This window comes from bacterium (assembly GCA_019695305.1).
In the GTDB taxonomy this organism is placed as follows: Bacteria; UBA10199; UBA10199; order UBA10199; family JAIBAG01; genus JAIBAG01.
Genome location: JAIBAG010000018.1, coordinates 1 through 17794, shown reverse-complemented (window position 1 = coordinate 17794; position 17794 = coordinate 1). Strand labels below are relative to the sequence as shown.

Annotated in this window: 18 protein-coding genes; 7 read left to right on the top strand and 11 right to left on the bottom strand. The window is 40.8% G+C overall.

Translation table 11 applies throughout. The annotated features are described in order from the left end of the window. Positions 1-36 precede the first annotated feature (36 nt). Positions 37-210 carry a hypothetical protein gene (locus K1X76_08920; GenBank protein MBX7149197.1) on the top strand — a complete coding sequence of 58 codons (174 nt, stop codon included), beginning with the start codon at positions 37-39 and terminating at the stop codon, positions 208-210. Then, positions 194-673, top strand: a complete 480-nt coding sequence (locus tag K1X76_08915; protein MBX7149196.1) for a nucleotidyltransferase — start codon at positions 194-196, stop codon at positions 671-673. The genes K1X76_08920 and K1X76_08915 overlap by 17 nt, the downstream gene beginning before the upstream one ends. Before the next feature lie 4 nt (positions 674-677). Here K1X76_08915 and K1X76_08910 read toward each other — a convergent pair whose 3' ends face one another. Beyond that, positions 678-1403, bottom strand: coding sequence for an energy transducer TonB (locus tag K1X76_08910; protein MBX7149195.1), 726 nt, complete (start codon positions 1401-1403; stop codon positions 678-680). Positions 1404-1498: 95 nt separating this feature from the next. Then, positions 1499-1936, bottom strand: a complete 438-nt coding sequence (locus K1X76_08905; GenBank protein MBX7149194.1) for an acyl-CoA thioesterase — start codon at positions 1934-1936, stop codon at positions 1499-1501. Positions 1937-2055: 119 nt separating this feature from the next. Between K1X76_08905 and K1X76_08900 the strand changes: the two genes are divergently transcribed. Continuing rightward, positions 2056-2865, top strand: coding sequence for a sterol desaturase family protein (locus K1X76_08900; protein ID MBX7149193.1), 810 nt, complete (start codon positions 2056-2058; stop codon positions 2863-2865). Here K1X76_08900 and K1X76_08895 read toward each other — a convergent pair. The 8 genes from K1X76_08895 to K1X76_08860 form a co-directional block, all read right to left on the bottom strand. Next, entirely contained in the window at positions 2862-3587 is a 726-nt protein-coding gene (locus tag K1X76_08895; GenBank protein MBX7149192.1) for a prolipoprotein diacylglyceryl transferase, read from the bottom strand. The genes K1X76_08900 and K1X76_08895 overlap by 4 nt on opposite strands. Beyond that, entirely contained in the window at positions 3587-3964 is a 378-nt protein-coding gene (locus K1X76_08890) for a hypothetical protein (GenBank protein MBX7149191.1), read from the bottom strand. Before K1X76_08890 ends, K1X76_08895 begins: the two co-directional genes overlap by 1 nt. Next, positions 3961-5457: a radical SAM protein gene (locus tag K1X76_08885; protein ID MBX7149190.1), complete on the bottom strand. Its 1497-nt coding sequence runs from the start codon at positions 5455-5457 to the stop codon at positions 3961-3963. Before K1X76_08885 ends, K1X76_08890 begins: the two co-directional genes overlap by 4 nt. Beyond that, positions 5450-6169 (bottom strand): hypothetical protein, encoded by a 720-nt coding sequence (locus K1X76_08880; GenBank protein MBX7149189.1) that lies wholly within the window; start codon positions 6167-6169, stop codon positions 5450-5452. The genes K1X76_08885 and K1X76_08880 overlap by 8 nt, the downstream gene beginning before the upstream one ends. Before the next feature lie 158 nt (positions 6170-6327). After that, positions 6328-7014, bottom strand: coding sequence for a hypothetical protein (locus K1X76_08875; GenBank protein ID MBX7149188.1), 687 nt, complete (start codon positions 7012-7014; stop codon positions 6328-6330). Between the two features lie 59 nt (positions 7015-7073). After that, the gene (locus K1X76_08870; protein ID MBX7149187.1) at positions 7074-8720 is read right to left on the bottom strand and encodes a hypothetical protein; all 1647 of its coding nucleotides are present in this window, start codon (positions 8718-8720) and stop codon (positions 7074-7076) included. 39 nt (positions 8721-8759) lie between these two features. Continuing rightward, positions 8760-10076, bottom strand: coding sequence for an inositol-3-phosphate synthase (locus K1X76_08865; protein ID MBX7149186.1), 1317 nt, complete (start codon positions 10074-10076; stop codon positions 8760-8762). A gap of 138 nt (positions 10077-10214) precedes the next feature. Further along, on the bottom strand, positions 10215-12971 hold the full coding sequence (locus tag K1X76_08860) for a S41 family peptidase (protein MBX7149185.1): 2757 nt from the start codon (positions 12969-12971) through the stop codon (positions 10215-10217). Between the two features lie 58 nt (positions 12972-13029). On the opposite strand from K1X76_08860, the gene K1X76_08855 reads away from it, so the two are divergent. The 4 genes from K1X76_08855 to pyrF are packed head-to-tail and all read left to right on the top strand — an operon-like array spanning position 13030 to position 17187. Continuing rightward, positions 13030-13575 (top strand): hypothetical protein, encoded by a 546-nt coding sequence (locus K1X76_08855; GenBank protein MBX7149184.1) that lies wholly within the window; start codon positions 13030-13032, stop codon positions 13573-13575. A 6-nt stretch (positions 13576-13581) separates the two neighbouring features. Continuing rightward, a complete protein-coding gene (locus tag K1X76_08850) occupies positions 13582-15162 on the top strand; it encodes a hypothetical protein (GenBank protein ID MBX7149183.1) in 1581 nt (526 codons plus the stop codon). A gap of 48 nt (positions 15163-15210) precedes the next feature. Next, positions 15211-16479, top strand: coding sequence for a proline--tRNA ligase (gene proS, locus K1X76_08845; GenBank protein MBX7149182.1), 1269 nt, complete (start codon positions 15211-15213; stop codon positions 16477-16479). A gap of 3 nt (positions 16480-16482) precedes the next feature. Next, positions 16483-17187: an orotidine-5'-phosphate decarboxylase gene (gene pyrF / locus K1X76_08840; GenBank protein ID MBX7149181.1), complete on the top strand. Its 705-nt coding sequence runs from the start codon at positions 16483-16485 to the stop codon at positions 17185-17187. Here pyrF and K1X76_08835 read toward each other — a convergent pair. Beyond that, on the bottom strand, positions 17188-17794 hold a 607-nt coding region (locus tag K1X76_08835; GenBank protein ID MBX7149180.1), incomplete at its 5' end, for a hypothetical protein.

Genomic DNA, 17794 nt, shown 5'->3' with positions numbered 1-17794 from the left:
GCGTGACTAAAACTTCTTATTTTTTTAAAATGCCTCATGGATAAAAAGCTCACGCCCATCCAACAAGACGCCGTTAATTATGGAATTGATTTGAGTATTATTGAAGATAATTTATCTCAGACTCCTACCGAAAGAGTGCTTCGTTTAGAGGCGGCACTCGATTTAATACAGGAGCTTAAAAAAGCAAAAAAATATGGAGAGCAGATTTAAAGAGCTGCTAACAGTACTTAACGGTGCAAATATCGACTATGTTGTGGTAGGTGGATTTGCTGCTGTTTTACATGGTGTGGGACAAATTACCCATGATGTCGATATCTGCGTCAGTATGGCTGAATCAAATTTGGAAAAATTGCGTCAAGCTTTAGCCCCTTATCATCCTAAGCATCGCATGACTCCACAAAAACTTTCTTTTTTGGAGCATCCTTCCGATTTAAAAAATATTAAAAATTTGTATCTCACAACCGACTTGGGAATTTTGGATATTTTAGGGGAGATTAGCGGCGTAGGAGGGTTTGAGGCTACCAAAAAAGATGCCGAAGCCTATGAAGTGTTTGGTTTGCCGGTACAAGTTTTGGGTTTGGATGCACTTATTGCTGCCAAAAAATGCATGTCGCGGCCAAAAGATTTAGCTGTTTTACGTGAGTTACTCGTCATTAAAGAAGGTCGTTCCTAGCTGTTCATCGCATATGCACCGTAAAACTAAAATAGGTATTCAGCGTACCGCCCGTATCTAATAAATTGGGCGGGGGTGAGGTAAAAGGGGAGGCCCGTTTTACGGTTTGAATACACTCTTGATCGTAACTTGGAAACGGCGAGGGAGTAATTACTTTTACATCGGCTAAATTGCCTCTAGCATCAATAGACACACCCAAAGTTACCCTTAGAGAACTGGTATTAATTTGAGCCATGAGAGGGCGTAATACCGACGTGGGATTAAAACCTAGCTGAAATTTGCGTTTAAGTTGTACAAAATAACCAATTTGCGGGTTAGCCTCTACACTTAAATAAGTTTTGTTACCTACCTTAATAGAATCGACAAATTCATTTAAGTTGCCACTTGTTACGGGCGGCTTAATATCCGGAGATTTTTCGCCATAGAGTTCCTTAAATTTTTGGGAGGTATCTTCCTTTTTTTCGGGATTGATCGTGTTTTCCTTTTTAGGCTCCGGCTTGGCCTGGGGTTTAGGTGGCGGCGGTGTGGGTGGTGCTTGTGGGGCAGGTGTGGGCATGGCTACAGTTTCTTCGGGAGCATTTTGGTTATATAAACCCTCGGCCGTTGGGTTTTGCGGTTTTTCTTCTTTTTGTGGTTTGGGAATATCAACAATAGGTTTTTCTGGTTTTAATTTTACCCAAATAGCTTCTTTTTCTTTTGTATCGCTTCTACGATTAGCCCACTGTTTCATGCCTAATAATAAAAAAAACAAAAATATGAGATGCAGCAAAACGGAAAGTAAGATGACAGTGATGAGAGTGTTTTTGCGTTTGGGCCGGGCAAACATTATTTTTTAGTAGCCTTTAAAGCGAGCCTGGCTGCGCGGCGGGCTTTGCCTTCTTCAAACCACTTTTTTTCCTGCTCGGTTTGCGGGTTTACCGGAGGCACCGGAATAGCGTTGCCATTGCCATCAATAGCTACAAAAGTGAGATAGGAACTGGCGGTATGGCTTTTTTGACCGGTGAGCGGATTTTCAGAAGTTACTTTGACCCCAATTTCCATAGAGGTTTTTCCGGTAAAATTGATATTGGCGTTTAAAATAACAATATGCCCCAGTTTAACTGGGTTAATAAAATCTAGCGCATCCATAGAGGCCGTCACACACATGCTGCGGCAGTGTCTAAAAGCGCAAATGGCCGCAGCCGTATCAATCCAGGCCATAATTTGCCCACCAAAGATGGTGCCTAAGGCATTGGTATGTTCGGGCAGAACCAATTCGGTCATTTCAACACGCGATTCGGAAGGATTTTTGGATTGCATAAAAATTTATAAAAAGTGTTTCATTATAAAAGGTGAAAAAGTTATACTTCTATTTTCTAAATAAAACAAGGATGTAAGGCAATATGGAATCTCTTTTTATTGTCTATAGCGGTTTTTGTATACTAGGCTTTTTAATACATCAGCTTCAACTAAAGTACCCAGTAGCTTCCCTTGTTCCTGTTTTTAACAAGGAACGTAGACTAGACTGGTTTTATTGGCTTTTAACGCCTCTAGTGACGGGAAGTTTCACCCGTGTGGCCACTTTTGGACTGATTGGTTTTTTATCTATACATATCCTTTATGTTGAACCTGCTATTCCCTTAATAAAACTGTTGGAAAAAATCTCGATTTTTCATCTTTATAACCAGAGCTTTATTCTTCAAGTGGTAGAAGCGTTGCTGATTGCCGATTTTATTGGGTATTGGAGCCATCGTTTGCGCCACAAGAATTTTTTGTGGAAATTTCACCTTATTCATCACAGTCCTAAAAATCTCGATTGGCTGGCCGCTGCTCGTTTGCATCCGGTTGATGATGTGCTTGATAATACTATGATTGGTGTGGTGATTCTTTTGCTGGGCTTTAAGATCAGTGTTTTTTTTGCCTTAGGACCTATTTTTTTACTTCATACTCTTTTCTTGCATGCCAACCTCAAATGTAATTTGGGGCCGTTACGATTCTTTTTGGCTACACCCGATTTTCATCGATGGCACCACGCTTTTTCCAACTCAAATCAACGGAATTGCAATTTTGCAGGGCTTTTCTCTTTTTATGATTTTCTTTTTGGGACTTATTATCTTCCTAATAATAAAGCTCCGCTTGCACTTGGAGTTCCAGAGGAAGTGCCAGATAGTTTTTTGAAACAGCTAGCGTACCCATTTGTTAAAAGGTCTTAAAGGGGTTGTATCTTATGAAGAGTTTGACGCGAGCACCAGTAAAGCTCTAGGCCGCCAATAGCAATCATGACTAAAGCCAATATTTGGTATACCGAGATTACGCCCTCTATTTTTGGGGTTGCCCGTAATGGTTCTGATAGAAAACGAAAAATTCCATACAAAAAGAGATACAGCGAAAAAAGACGCCCCTCTAAAATATTTTTTTTAACACAGTAGATAAAGAAAATTCCCACGCTAAGTTGAAAAATAATTTCAAATTGTGCAATTGGAAAGCGGGGTATGTTATCTTGATAGCTCATGGTCCAAAAGCCTTGATAGGGAAGTCCTAGGCAGCATCCCGAAAGCCAACAGCCTACGCGCCCTTGCGCTATAGAAAAAGGGATAATCATAGCCAGTCTGTTGTTGGGGGGCATTTTATAATTTAGCAAAGGTTTAGCGCAGGCTGATGCTAAGTGCCCTACAATTAAAGCTCCGGTAATAGAACGGCCGGAATAAATGAGTTCGTGAACGCTTAGCGGATGAATAGGCCAAAAATAATCTCCCATCCATAATGAAAGTTTTCCCCCAATAACTGCGCCGCATAAGGTTACAACTAGAAGGATGTAATATTTTTTCTTTTCGGCGGGGTCTGTATAATGACGCGCGGTGGGGAAAAAAAGACTTAATGCTAGTGCTGTTAAAACGGGGATAAAATAAGTGAGAACAATGAGTTTTTGTTGCATTACAAACCATGCCTTAAAAAGTGAAACCAGTTTGGCTGGAATTCCCAAGCCATCATGCCTATACAGGTAATCATATATAAGAGTAAAGACCAGTGCTCTTTAGCATGCCAGTCTGATTCCTGCAGGGGTAGCTCTTTATGAAAAATAAATTCATCCAAAGAGCCCACTATAAACAAGATGAAAGAGGCAATAAGCCATTTCCCCCAATGACCACGATAGGAACTAACAAACAAAGTGGCTAAAATAAATCCTAATATAAAATGAATAACATGCTCTGTTCTTGTTACAGCTCTACCTTTAAGATGAAAAATAGTATCCTTCCATGCAAAATATGCAAAAGGTAAAATAGAAAAAATGATGAGCGCGTTTTTTATCATACTGGGATGGTATCCAAATGTGTCCACGGGTCTTGAGGTCTGTGGAGAGCGTTGTATTCGCAAAAAGAAACCAGTTTGCCTTTAGTGTCCAGGGTATGATGACAACAATTGGAGATACGGTCTAAATCATAAGTGTAACGGTCCATAAAAGGCTTAATAGCCAGAGTAAAAATATCGGTAGACTTAATTATTTTTTTGCCTAGCCAGCCCATTATTTTTTTGGTGAGTCCAGAATGGCGTGTGCCTACAACAGATTTTAACTCCTCTGTTGATAAAAGAGTTTTGTTAGTAACTTGGTTGATGATTTGTTCCAAATTAACATACGGAAGGATATTTTTAATCCAAAATCCTTTACGGATAAAGAGAGTAATCCAACCACAATTAGGATGGCTACATGGTATAGGAATAAAATCACTGTTTTTAACTTTGAGATTAGATTGTAGCTGAACTGCCTTAATAACATCAGAAAGAGTGGTTCGGTTTACAGGGGAAGGGTTTAAATGGTAACGGCCCGAATAGGTGGCCGGTTGAAAAGCCACAACTTTAATATTACGGTGCTTGATTCCAGCATCAATAACTGATCCAATATCATCATCATTAACGTCTTGAGTAATAGTCATAGTGAGTTGCATTGGTATATGAGCTTTGGCGCACTCGGCAATAACACGTAGTCGCAAGGCCACAGGACTAGCCTGGCGGATGGACTGATTAGCCTCTGCTCGTAAGCTGTCAAACTGAAGCAACACCATCATTTTATGGCGATAGGGGATCAGCTTTTGAATAACTTGAGATTGGGCCAGGAGAATTCCGTTAGTTGGTAAATATATTTTTTTTATTGATGGAAGCGAATAGCACCAATCTAATAAATCCCAAAATTGAGGATGAAGGAGGGCTTCGCCTCCTGTTAGTTGTATAGAATCAAGTGTTCCTTTGCTTTTAAGAAGCTCGCTGAGATATTCTTTAAAAAGATGTGTGGGTAAAATCTTGTCTCCCTCAGCGTGCGAATAGCATACCCTACAGGACAGATTGCATGCATTTGTGACTTCCACAAGTACAGTACAGGTTTTGTTTTGTGTTTGATTAATGTAAAAAGGGGATAGAGGCGCGGATTGTTTTTCTGTAGTACAGCTCCCTCCATTGCAACAATCCCCTTGAGGGATTGTAAAAACATTTTTCCAATCAAAGCAACGGCCCCAGCGGTCTTTATTGGAAAGAAAGTAAAAATTCTCATCGTTTTCAATAATGCTTTCGCTAAGGCCATGTGTTGCACATTTCGTTTTTTTAAAAACTTTTCCTAAATAAGAAAAGACCACAGCTTCACTATAGTCAAGACAACTAGGACAAAGGCTTAATGTAGATTTAAGTAATTTGGCTGTAGGTTGTAATTTAAATTCCTTTAAAAGATGTTCGGCATTTTTGGAAAGTAAAGTGGATTGAAGTTTATTTAAAGTCTCTTCCAAGCTTGTATTATTAAAAATTTGGGTTTTAAGCATAAGGTACCGCCATATTCATGAGTTGAGAATAAACCATATAACAGGCGCGGCGGTAACGGCTAAGGCCGTTTGTTTTAAGTCTTATAAATTGACGTACTTGATGTTGGGAAAAACTTAGGTTTGCTTTGGCTTCAGCTTTTTGGTGTAACGCTTTAAATGTTTCCAGTTCCGCGTTAGCCAGAAGTTCTGTGGCTAGGTTCCATGTCAGTTTTACATGGTTTAATTCATCTTGATAAATAAGGTTTATTGTTTCGGCAATTTTTTGTTTTCCCTCATGGTTACAGGCTTCCTGATGATATAGGAGAGACTGTGCAACTCTTTTTTCTAAAAAATGGGCATGAATCAAAAAATGCGCCAGCTTGAGACGTTTGGTTTCTGTAGAATCCGCTATTTCAATTTTAAAATTTATCGGTGTAAAGTTTTTAACAGCATAATTAAAAATATCCGGTCCTTTAAATTCGAGAAGAGGTTCCCCCATGTCTCGGATTAATTTTGTAAAGAAAGCCTCATGTTTCTTTTCTTCCTGAGCATGGGTTTTAAGTTGGTTGGTTATTTTTTTATCTTCAAAATGTTCGTATGGGAAATAATCGTTAGCATGCTGTGGGTAACCTTCGCCGGCGCGGTAAAGATTGAGGACCCAGGCATGTGTTTCTGGATTTTGAAGAAGATCTCGGTGAAACCCAGTTTTAATACGGTGAATGATAGAGGACATAAGTTGTTTACGTACTGCATATTGCAATTAGAAAACCAAAAAAAAGGATTATGATAGCTACGCCAACTGATAAACCAATGAATATCGTTTTAAAAATGATTTTGCCTATATTGGATTTTGGTTTAGGTGGTTGATATTTAATTTCGTTATCCATAATGTTAATTACAACAAGGGATGTTGTTTTTTTTTGCTTCTGCACATTCTATTGTTTTAAGCAAAAGCTTATGGTCTGGGTTGATAGGGCGTAAGTCGCAACCCATTTTATTTTCATGAAGAATGAGCGGGCCATAAGCAAATTCGATGGGATATTTCCATAAAGAGTCCGACAAAGGAGGATAAATCCAATCTTTTTGAGCCACCTCTGCATGGCAGCAATAAACAGGTTTTTCTGTTTCTCCTTGATGTACATGTTTCCATCCGCGTTTCATCGCATCCAGCGGAACTTTTTCAATTATTTTTTGTGAAAGCTCGTTTTTATCGCGAATATCAATTCCTATATGATCCAAAAAAGGGCGCGAGCCTGTTGGGGTAAGTAATAGATCATCTTCGGCAATCGTAATGGAAGAAAAGATCATGTTGATTCCTTCGGGAAAAAGATATTTTACATATCCTTGTATTTTATTTTGGACTTGAGCGCCAGCAGCTAAAATAGCTGTTTGGGGCAAGGATTGCGTATTATCAACACGGACATGGGCATGAATAGAATCAGCATTCGAAAGTGCTTCTTTAAAAGGAAAAGAAGTATCAAATACAGCGAGTAAGGTTTGAGTTTCAGAAAAAGAAAGCAACCTTAGTTCTGCAAATAAAGCTAAAATTTTTTGGCAGTTTGTAGCGTGGATTTTCATCTATGTTTTTGAAAGCTAAAGAAAATTATAAAAAACGTCAAGTTATTATAAAAGTGGGGTTATTGCCTATTTTTAAATAAGCTCACAAATAAAAGTGTGGCTAAAATGGTGCTCACAACTTTTAAATGCGAAGCCCATTCGGCGTTTCCATCTTTGCTCATTAAATATCCCATGGATACCGATGAAGTAAGAAGAAGGGTGTAAATGAGCTGATGAATGCCCTGGTAAATTCTCTCGGTATGTTGCTTTTGAACTTTGGTTTGAATGGTGAGTTTGCCCTCGTTTAATTTTTTAAGAACTTTGCTAATTTCTGTTGGTAAATTGATGTAAGAAATTAACAGTTCTTTGGTGGATTGAACAATCAAGTCAGAAACCTTTTGATCTTTGCCCAATACCAGTTCCTCTACATACGGTAACACAATATCCATGGGGTTTAAATGCGGGTCTAAATGAGCGGTTAAGCCCATCATCAAAATTAACGTTCTTTCTAAAAGAATCCATTCGCGCGGCACATGAAAGGTGCGTGTTAATTCTTTTAAACTGATATCCATTTTTTTAAGCTCAATGATATCGTTTAAATGCTGAAAATCACCAATGTTGATGTTTCTAAAATCCTGGATTTTAACACCGCGAATTTTGCTGTAAAAATATTCTACAATTTTATCCAAGGTTTCTTCGTGATCGCCTTTAGAAACAAAACCCATTTGCTTGAGCGCAATAGCGAGCGTCTTTGTATCTTTCTTAATCAAGCCTTCTACAAACACCGTCATTCCCGATTTCATGGTGGGCGAAATGCCTGCCGTGGCTCCATAATCCACCATGGCAATTTGGTAAGATCCATTGTGAGGTTTAATAATGATATTTCCCGGATGCGGATCGGCATGATAAACACCATCCACAAAAATTTGTTTGCAGTAAAAGTGAATGAGCGAAACGGCTACATCGTGCGGTGAAATGCCTTTTTCGCCCAAGCTTGTGACATCGGTTACTTTTACGCCTTCTACAAATTCCACCGAGAGTATTTTTTGCGAGGACAGTTCCCAATATACTTTGGGAAAGTAATAGCGCTCATCGCCCTTAAAATTATCGCGGATGCGTTCCAAATTACGGCCTTCGGCTTCGTAATTGAGTTCTTCCAAAATCATTTTGGAACATTCCTGGTAAATTTCGCTGATGCCATATCCCGAAAAAATAAAATTAAATAAACCAAAAATTCTTTTGAGTGTTTTTAAATCGGACCGTACAATCTCATCAATATTAGGGTACTGAAATTTAACGGCGAGTTTAGTGCCGTCATTTAAATACGCCACATGCACTTGTCCCAATGAGGCCGAGGCTATGGGTGTGTCGTCAAAGCGTTTAAAAAGTTCCAGCGGTTCTTTTTTAAAATCGGCTAAAAAACGTTCTTTCACTTCATCAAAGGGATGAGGAGGGACGGCATCCTGTAATTGTTCTAGCTCGTCAGTAATAGAGCTGGGCAGGAAATTGGTCATGATAGACAAGGTTTGGCCAATTTTAATGTAGAGCCCTTTTAAAATAAGAATGTTGCGCACAATCATTTGTGCTGTTTTACGATGGGCTTTGTCAAAAAGGAGTGACGATCTTTCTTCGCTTACCCATTTAGCAATAAAAAAGAGCCCCAAATAGCGCAAGAGTATACGAAAGGTAACGGTGTATGCACGAATAAGACGAGCTACGGAATTCATCCGGCAGAGTGTAGAGGATTATAGAGCGGGCGGCAAGGATTACGATTGATAGTAATCAAGCCCCAAATGGGTAATTTGTTCTTCACCCATCAAGTAACGTAGCGTGTTTTTAAGCTTCATTTCTTGGATAAAGAGATTGTGCTCGGGATACAGGCCTTCTTTGGTCATGGGTGATTTATAGTAGAATGACAGCCATTCCTGGATGCCTTTCATGCCGGCGCGTTGGGCTAGATCCATGAAAAGAACAAGATCGAGTACCAAGGGAGCGGCCAAAATAGAATCGCGGCATAAGAAGTTGATTTTAATCTGCATGGGCATGCCAAGCCAGCCCACAATATCAATATTGTCCCAACCTTCTTTATTATCGCCACGAGGAGGGTAGTAGTTGATGCGTACCTGGTGGTGCATCTTTTCGTAAAGTTCCGGGTAAAGATGGGGTTGTAAAATGGTATCCAATACGCCTAACTTTGATTCTTCTTTGGTTTTAAAGTTAGCGGGATCATCCAATACTTCGCCGTCACGGTTTCCCAAGATGTTGGTGGAATACCAACCGGCAATCCCTAAAAAGCGGGCGCGTAAACCGGGGGCCAAGATGGTTTTCATGAGAGTTTGTCCGGTTTTAAAATCTTTTCCTGAAAGAGGTACTTTATGCAGGTCGGCCAGTTGAAGTAAAGCTGGGCAATCGGCGGTTAAGTTGGGCGCGCCGTTGGCATAACCAATACCGCTTTTAATGGCAGCATAGGCGTAAATTTGGCTGGGAGGAATGTTGGCGCTGTTGTCTTTTAAACCTTTTTCAAACGCTTCAATGTTTTTGTGCTCGTTTTGAACGGTGCAGTACGCTTCGGTGGAGCCGCACCAAATCATTTGCATGCGGTCGCAATTATTTTTCTTTTTAAAGTCGGCAATTTCTTGAATGAGAGCTTGGGCCAAATCCCATTTGTTTTTTTCCTTTTTAATATTTTCGCCGTTTAAGTTGCGAACATAGTTTTTATCGTACACAGCAAGCATGGGCTTAATGGCCGAAAGATCATCTTTAATTTGATCGAGTAAATCTTTAGGAATAACGCCGGCCTTACTGGCAGCTTCATAACCGGTATCGGGGAAAAGGTCCCAGGCGCCATATACAATGTCGTTTAAGCTGGCAAGTGGTACAAAATCTTTTACTAAAGGGTTTTTGTTTTCGGTACGTTTACCCAGACGGATACGGCCAATTTGAGTGAGGGAACCAATGGGATGACGAACTCCTTTTTTAGCGGCTTCTACACCGGCTACAAAAGTGGTGGCTACAGCACCTAAACCTACCAGTAAAATACCCAATTTGCCCTTTGCCGGGGCGATTTGTACAGCTTGTGACATATATAAGTTCTCCGTTAGAGGTTTTTATCCCCGGAACCTGTTTGTTGTGGGTTCAAAGAATGAGGGGATTCCTTATCAATCCAGGCCAGAAAAGGCAATCAATTTCATGTGTTCGATATTACAAGAGATTATATAGAATTAGGGTGTTTTATTATCGGATAAAGTGGGGGCTTCACCAATAAAGGAAAGGTTTTTGACAGACGATAGATTACGACCGTCTCTGGCCTGAATAGTAAGAATGTTGGCCCCTTCATCTAAGGGAACCATGGTTTCAAAAGTTAAATTTGGCGTTGTGCTGCCAGTGGCCGAAGCACTGTAGTAAACTTTTTTGCCACCGGCATAAATGGTAATATCCTTTAGATTTTGATCGTCGCTTACGGTACCGGTTAAGTGGACTTTTTTACCCCCGGGTTGAAGGGTACTTTCACTAATAGTAATAACGGGCTGTATTTCATAAACACCGGCAACAGGATTAATTTGGGCTTTTTTGGAATCGAGCGGGTTAAAGGTAATGTCATCGGCAAAGCCGGCTTTGGTTTCTTTATCTACGGCGCTTAACGTGAGTGACAGCTTGTCTTTATTATAGGCTTGTCCAATTGAAAAAACGAGAGAGCCTTGCTTTTCGGCATTGGGTAAAATTTCGCCCAGCATCAAACGGGCTGTTTTAAGATTAACATTATCTTCACTGTTGGTGTTTGATAAATTCATGATCACATCGCCGGGTACAGTTTTGGAAATATTTTTAATGGTTACGTCTAAGCGTACCGTTTCACCTTTTTCGGGAATTCCATTAGCGTTACCAACCAAACCTGAGGCTCCGCCGTCTTTGTAGCTAACTTTATAGGCAAAAAGCGGTTTGTCTTTTTCTTTAAAGACGGTGGATACGCGTGTAGAAAGCAAATCTTTAGAATCGGAAAAAAGAGAAATTTTGGTGTTTTCATTAAAATTCATCATTTCGGGCGGAACCTTAAAGTGAACCGAAGCCTCTTTTTTAGATGAGGCATCTACGCGACCAAAAACAAATTCTTTTTGATTGATGATGGGGTTTTCGGAATCTACCACGCCAATAACGCGCGAGATAGCCGTGCTTTTGTTGTTGATTGTTATAGTCCAGGTGTATTCGCGCCCACCTTTTAGTTCGGCTACTTCTTTGCCGGTATCTTTTTCTGTAAAACGTGAACTCACATCTATATTAATTGAAGAAGTATCACTTGCGGTATCGGTGTGCCAGTTGATGCCCTTTTTCTCAAGCACCATGGTGATAGCTTTATCTTGAGATTTTTCTTCCATTTCAACCACGCTTTTGGCTTCGGGAATCATGGTGGTGCGATTGGCTGTTTTAAATTGCGATAACAAACGCAGGGCAAAGCTTAACGGGTAATCGGATTGTTCATCTATTTTAGAAACGTATTGCGATTCTTCCTGCTTTTTTTCAAGTTGCAGGTAGGGCAAATTGTAGGTTGGTTTAGATACTTTGGTATATTTGGTGTTTTCTAAATGCTCATCAAAACTAGCTTCTTTAAACGGTTTGTCATCCCAAATATCAAAAGTGTCGTCGGCTATAAGCATGGGGTACAAACGGATATCGGGCGTAATACCCACAGCCTGAATGGATTCTTTGCCGGGTGTTAAATATTGCGCAATGGTCAGTTTAATAGAAGCCCCATCACGCAGTGGGTAAAGCGATTGTATAGATCCTTTTCCAAAGGTTGTATTTCCCACAACTAAAGCACGGTTATTGTTTTTTAAAGCGCCCGATACAATTTCGGATGCCGATGCTGATCCTTCGTTTACCAAAACTACCATGGGTGTTGTAATGTCATCTTGCGAATCGGGAGTGGCGGGAGCTTTTTCAATTTGGTCGTCGGCGGCTACCGATAGCACAATATCACCACTTTCTAAAAAGCGGTCGGCTACCTGAATAGATTGGTCTAACAGGCCACCCGGGTTGTTGCGTAAATCCAGCACCAAGCCGTCTAGCTTGTGTGTTTCTTTCATCTTTTTTAATTCCTGGTCCATATCCATAAAAGTATCTTCCTGAAAGTTTTTTATGGAGAGGATGCCAATCGTTTTGTTTCCAAAAGTGGTTACTTTAGAGGTAACACTTTCAATATTAATTTTTTTGCGGGTAAGATTAATTTCCCAGGGGTCGGTACTTTTGCGCGACAGTTTAAGCAGTACGTTTGTATTCACTTTACCGCGCAAACGTTCTACGGCTTCCGAAAGGGGCATGTTAACAGTGGAAAGGTGATCAATTTCCAAAATTTTATCTTCGGCCTTCACGCCTGCTTTTTGTGCGGGGGTGTTATCGATGGGGCTAATAACGGTAAGATCATCGTCTTTTAAACCAATCACAATACCAATGCCGCCGTATTCTCCCGATGTTTGGGTTTGAAACTCTTTAAACATGTCGGGGGTTAGTAAATTGGAATGGGGATCGAGTGGTTTTAAAATACCGGTAATAAAAGCATACTGCTGATCATCCGATTTTACATCGCCTTTATAGGTTTCGTTAATAAAGTTAAAAACATCAGAAACAGGCTGTAAGATATCGGCCAGTTTTTGAGGGGTATCGTAGCTTAATGTTTTAGTTTTATCTAAAAGTGATACTTTAAAGCTGTTTTGGTTTTCATCAGGAAATTCAATAAGTAATTCGGGGATACGTTTAGAGAGGCTGTATAAACCTTCTTGTAACATTTTAAGCGGTTTTACGCGTGAGCTGGCGTAGTAATACTGATTAATCATGGAGACCGACCGTACAATTTGCGGAATGAGATCTACCTTGATACTGGGAGCTGATTGATCGGATAAAAACGGAAAGCTCCAGCCGGGAAGAGGCAAGGTTATAAAAGAGGCAATAATAAAAGCTCTTAAAAGTGTGTTAAAATGAAACATAATTTTTTCCGCTGCTTTGTTGACAGTGGATGGGGGTGACATGTACACTTAACAATCTATGAATCCTAAATCAAAACAAGCTCTTTTGTCCATTTTTACTTTTTTTATTATTTCATTAACTTTTACCGCCCATGCCTTTGTGATGCGCAATTTATCGCTAGCCGAGTTGGCTGGTTTTTCTCAAAGTGTGTTTACGGGAACGGTTTCTCAGGTAGAAACCGGTGTAGAGGTTTCGGGTAAAGAGGCTATTCGTTATACTTTTAATGTGATGGAATGTTTAAAAGGCAATTGCACCAATGGGACGGTTAGTTTTAATCAACTGGCCAATTCTTTAGTTGGGGCTCCCAAATTTAAAAAAGATACGGTGTACACCATTTTTTTAGCGCGTGAGTCGCGTGAGGGGTTTACTAACCCTGTAGCCTTAGAGCAAGGTGTGGTGGGGATGGCCTATCAAGATAACCGTTGGGTAATTCCCGATAATGCCCAAAACCGTGGTTTTGTAAATAAATTGGCGCAATCTAAAACGCACACCTCTTTAACCCGTTCGGTAAATGGGAAGTCGAGTTACGTTACCTTAGATGCCTTAAAACAAGCTATAGAATAGGACATCATGAAATTACTTTTAAAATTTATTTTTGTTGCGGGAGTTTTACTTTTTACTCCTTTGGCTTTTGCGAATGGTCCTATTTTTGTGAATGCCGATGCGGAACTGGCGCATTGGTTGTCGGGATCCAGTATCTCTTTAGATATGGAAAGCGGTGATTGTGCTGGTTACGATAATGACACCATGAAGACAAGATTAGAAAATGCTGCCGATGCATGGGCCTCTGTAACAAATGTGGATTTAGCATTTGATGTTACACAGGGAAATTTAGATGATAGTGACGTTGATACGGATGGTGATGATATTGATTTAAGCAATTATTCCCAGTTTTATGTTTCCAGAAACAGCATAACAAATGCTCAGGACACCTTAAATGCTGTGATATTTGATGATACCGGTGATATTACGGATGAACTGTATAGTAATGATTTAGGAGCCGATGCTAAGTACATGGTGTTGGGTTTTGCGGCCCCCACTTTTTTTGAAACGGCAGATAATACCATTAGTGATGGACAAGTATTTTTAAATTGTCTTTGTTATGATGGTAACGAACAGTGCGTGAATAGTGAAAATGAGGCTGTTGATTTTTTGGATGAAGATTTGGATTTTACACTTACCCACGAATTGGGGCATTTTTTAGGATTAACCCATTCTGTTGTTAATGCAGAATTGGAAGACGATTGCGATGCAGATGTGGATGGCGATTGTGATGATTTACCTACTATGTATCCCATATCGGTAGATCCGGCAGATCAGGTAACGTTAACCCGTGATGATGAAGTGGGTATTCTTAAGCTTTATGGTTCTGATGGTTGGGATAATACTTTATGCGCAGCCGAAGGCAATTTAGTTGATTTACGTGGTTTGCCTTTACGTTGTGTGGATGTTCAAGCAATTGCCACCGATGATAGCGAAACTATTGAAGCGGTTTCTGGTGCTGATGTAGCCCAGGAAGATTTGGGAACCGATAATTATACCGATGATGATGGTGAATGTTTGGGTGATTGTGGTTATTTTAAAATTTGGGGTTTAAATCCGGCTAAAACTTATGACATTGTAGTGAAGCCTATTAATACCTTTTTTACTGGAGCTAAAACGGTATTACCCTGCGGCAGTTATCAGTTGGAAGGTGTGCAGGAGGAAACATTAGTAGAAGGTTTTCAGTGTAATGCGGCCGGCCAAACTGATTCTATTGATCAGGCGGGTGTTACCGAAACTATTTCGTGCAGCGGTTTAATTGAAGATATGGATTTTGATGGTGATGGCCAGGATGACTGTACAACGCGGGGTGGTGTGCCGTTGCTTGATGCTGATGGTAACCCAACCGATATTAATACAGATCCTGAAACCGGTGATATTACACCGAACGATGAACCCGATTGTTGCATTAGTGCCTGTGGTGGTACAGGGGCTTGCGAACCCACCTCAGATGAAAGTGATGGCGGTGGCGATTCTGGTGGCTTGGCGCAGTCGGGTTGTCAGTTAAGAACCCATGCTCCGGATTCTTTGGTGTCTCTGATGTTTGTGATGGTGATGATTGGTGTTCCTGTTGGTTTACGCCGTTTTTATGCCAATAAAAACCATTAGTCATTCTTCTTGAAATCTTTATAAACCTTCTGTAAAGCTTCAATCACTATGAAGCTTTCTCAATCTTTTATTCCTACACTCCGTGAAGTGCCCAGTGAGGCCGAAGTGGTGAGCCATAAACTCATGCTTAAAGCCGGTTATATCCGCAAATTAGCGGCTGGTATTTATAATTATTTGCCCTTAGGCTTAAAAGTAATCCAAAATATTGAAAAAATTATCCGTGAAGAAATGAATGCGGTGGGAGCACAGGAACTGCTGATGCCCATGGTGCTGCCTGCCGAATTATGGAGCGAATCGGGGCGTTGGCAGATTTACGGAAAAGAATTACTACGCTTAAAAGATCGTCACGATAACGAATTTTGTTTGGGGCCCACACACGAAGAAATTATTACCGATGTGGTGCGCCGTGAAGTACGTTCTTATCGGCAATTGCCGGTGTCTCTGTATCAAATTCAAACTAAATTTAGAGATGAAACTCGTCCTCGCTTTGGGCTTATGCGTGGGCGCGAGTTTATCATGAAAGATTGTTACTCCTTTGACCGCACCATGGAAGATGCGCAAAAAAGTTATTGGACTTATTACGAAGCCTATAAAAAAATATTTTCGCGCTGTGGTTTAAGCTACCGCGCCGTAGAAGCGGTTACCGGCAACATTGGTGGAACGCTCTCGCACGAATTTCAGGTGCTGGCCGATAGCGGCGAAGATGCCATTGTGAGCTGTTCAGCGTGTGATTACGCAGCCAACATCGAAAAAGCCGAATCGAAAGAAGGCGAAACCTGTGCGCGGTGTAACAAAGGAACTATGCAAGGTTTTAGAGGTATTGAAGTGGGCCAGGTGTTTTATTTGGGCACAAAATATTCAAAAGCTTTAAAAGCAACTTTTCTAGATGACAAAGGAAGCGAACAAATTATTGAAATGGGTTGTTATGGTATTGGAGTAGGGCGTACCTCGGCTGCGGCTATTGAACAAAATCACGACGACAAAGGAATTATTTGGCCCTATGCGCTAGCTCCGTACAAAATTGCGGTGATTGGTCTTTCGGTGGATGCAAAAGTGATGGATGTGGCCCAAAAATTTTACCAGTATGTTCAAAAAGATTTGAAAATTGATGCGGTACTGGATGATCGCGATGAACGTGCCGGTGTTAAATTTAACGATGCCGATCTTATTGGATACCCGTACCAGCTTATTATTGGTGGTAAAGGGTTAGAGAAGGGTGAAGTGGAATTTAAGACACGAAAAACCGGCGAAAAACAAATTGTGCCTTTGGCGAATGTGGAAAATTTTTTGAAAGATACTTTTTCAAAGTTGTCATAAAAAATGCCTCAACATAACCCCTTAATTATTGCTCTGGATACCGATTCTTCGGGTGAAGCCCTTAAGTTGGTGCGTCGTCTTAAAGAAACGGGTGTGGCTTTTAAAGTGGGGTTCGAACTTTTCTCCGCTCATGGTCCAAAGATTGTTGAAAAAATTTTGAGTCATCATGTGCGTGTTTTTCTCGATTTAAAATTTCATGACATTCCCAATACCGTCGCTAAAGCCGCCCAAGTGTGTACCAAAATGGGTGTGTGGATGTTTAATGTGCATACCAGTGGTGGTATCGACATGATGGTGGCGGCTCGCGATGCGGCGCGTGAAGCGGCCTATAAAAACAAAACCAAGGCTCCAATTTTGCTTGGAGTCACTGTTTTAACCAGTATGAATAATTTATCGCATCTTAATATTCCTTTAAGTGTAGAAGACCAGGTGTTGCATTTGGCAAGCCTTGCCAAGCAGGCCGAGCTGGATGGTGTGGTGTGCTCTGCGCAAGAAACAAAAGCAATTGCGCAAAAATGTGGAAAAGATTTTTGTTTGGTAACACCGGGTATCCGCATGCCTGATGATGCTGCCGGTGATCAAAAACGTATTGTTACGCCCCGTGATGCTATGCAAAATGGTAGTCATTATCTGGTGGTGGGCAGGCCTGTAACCCAATCGGGAGCACCTCTTACGTCGGTCGACCGCATTTTAGCCTCTCTTAAATAATTATTGCATCGTACATAGCGTGTCGTTAATCAAAACCTGCTGAGGCTTGAGAGCGCTGGATGAACCTATAAGGCTGATGCCGAGATCCTCGCTTTTTACCCCGTTATTTAAATTAATATAGGTTCCGCGTCCACTCATACCTCCCGAAATTAAAGCAGGATCCCATCCCCAGGCATTGGTTTTATTAATATAAGAGGGATTAATATATTTCATCGTAAAATTATTTCCCAACGACTGCCCATTCACCGTGATTTGGGTCACAATATTAGCTTTATAATTGGATCCCTCTGGCCAAGAGCCTTCTACTCTAACTTTGGCGGTGCATGTCAGGTTAGCGGAAGGAGGAGGCGTTTCAGTTTGGCAAGAGGAAGAACAACCATCACCACTTACAGTGTTACGATCATCACATTGTTCGCCTGCTTCTACTGTTCCATTACCGCAAACAGGTGTTGGAGTGGAGCTTGAACATGATTCCATTCCAATATTGGTATCGCCCGAACAATAACTCATCAGACGACGTAGATTTTGATATTTCTCGCAATTCACCGTTTTCCAATCGTCTTTTAAAATACCGCCCGTATCACCCGAGTTGGGATTCCAGCTCCAG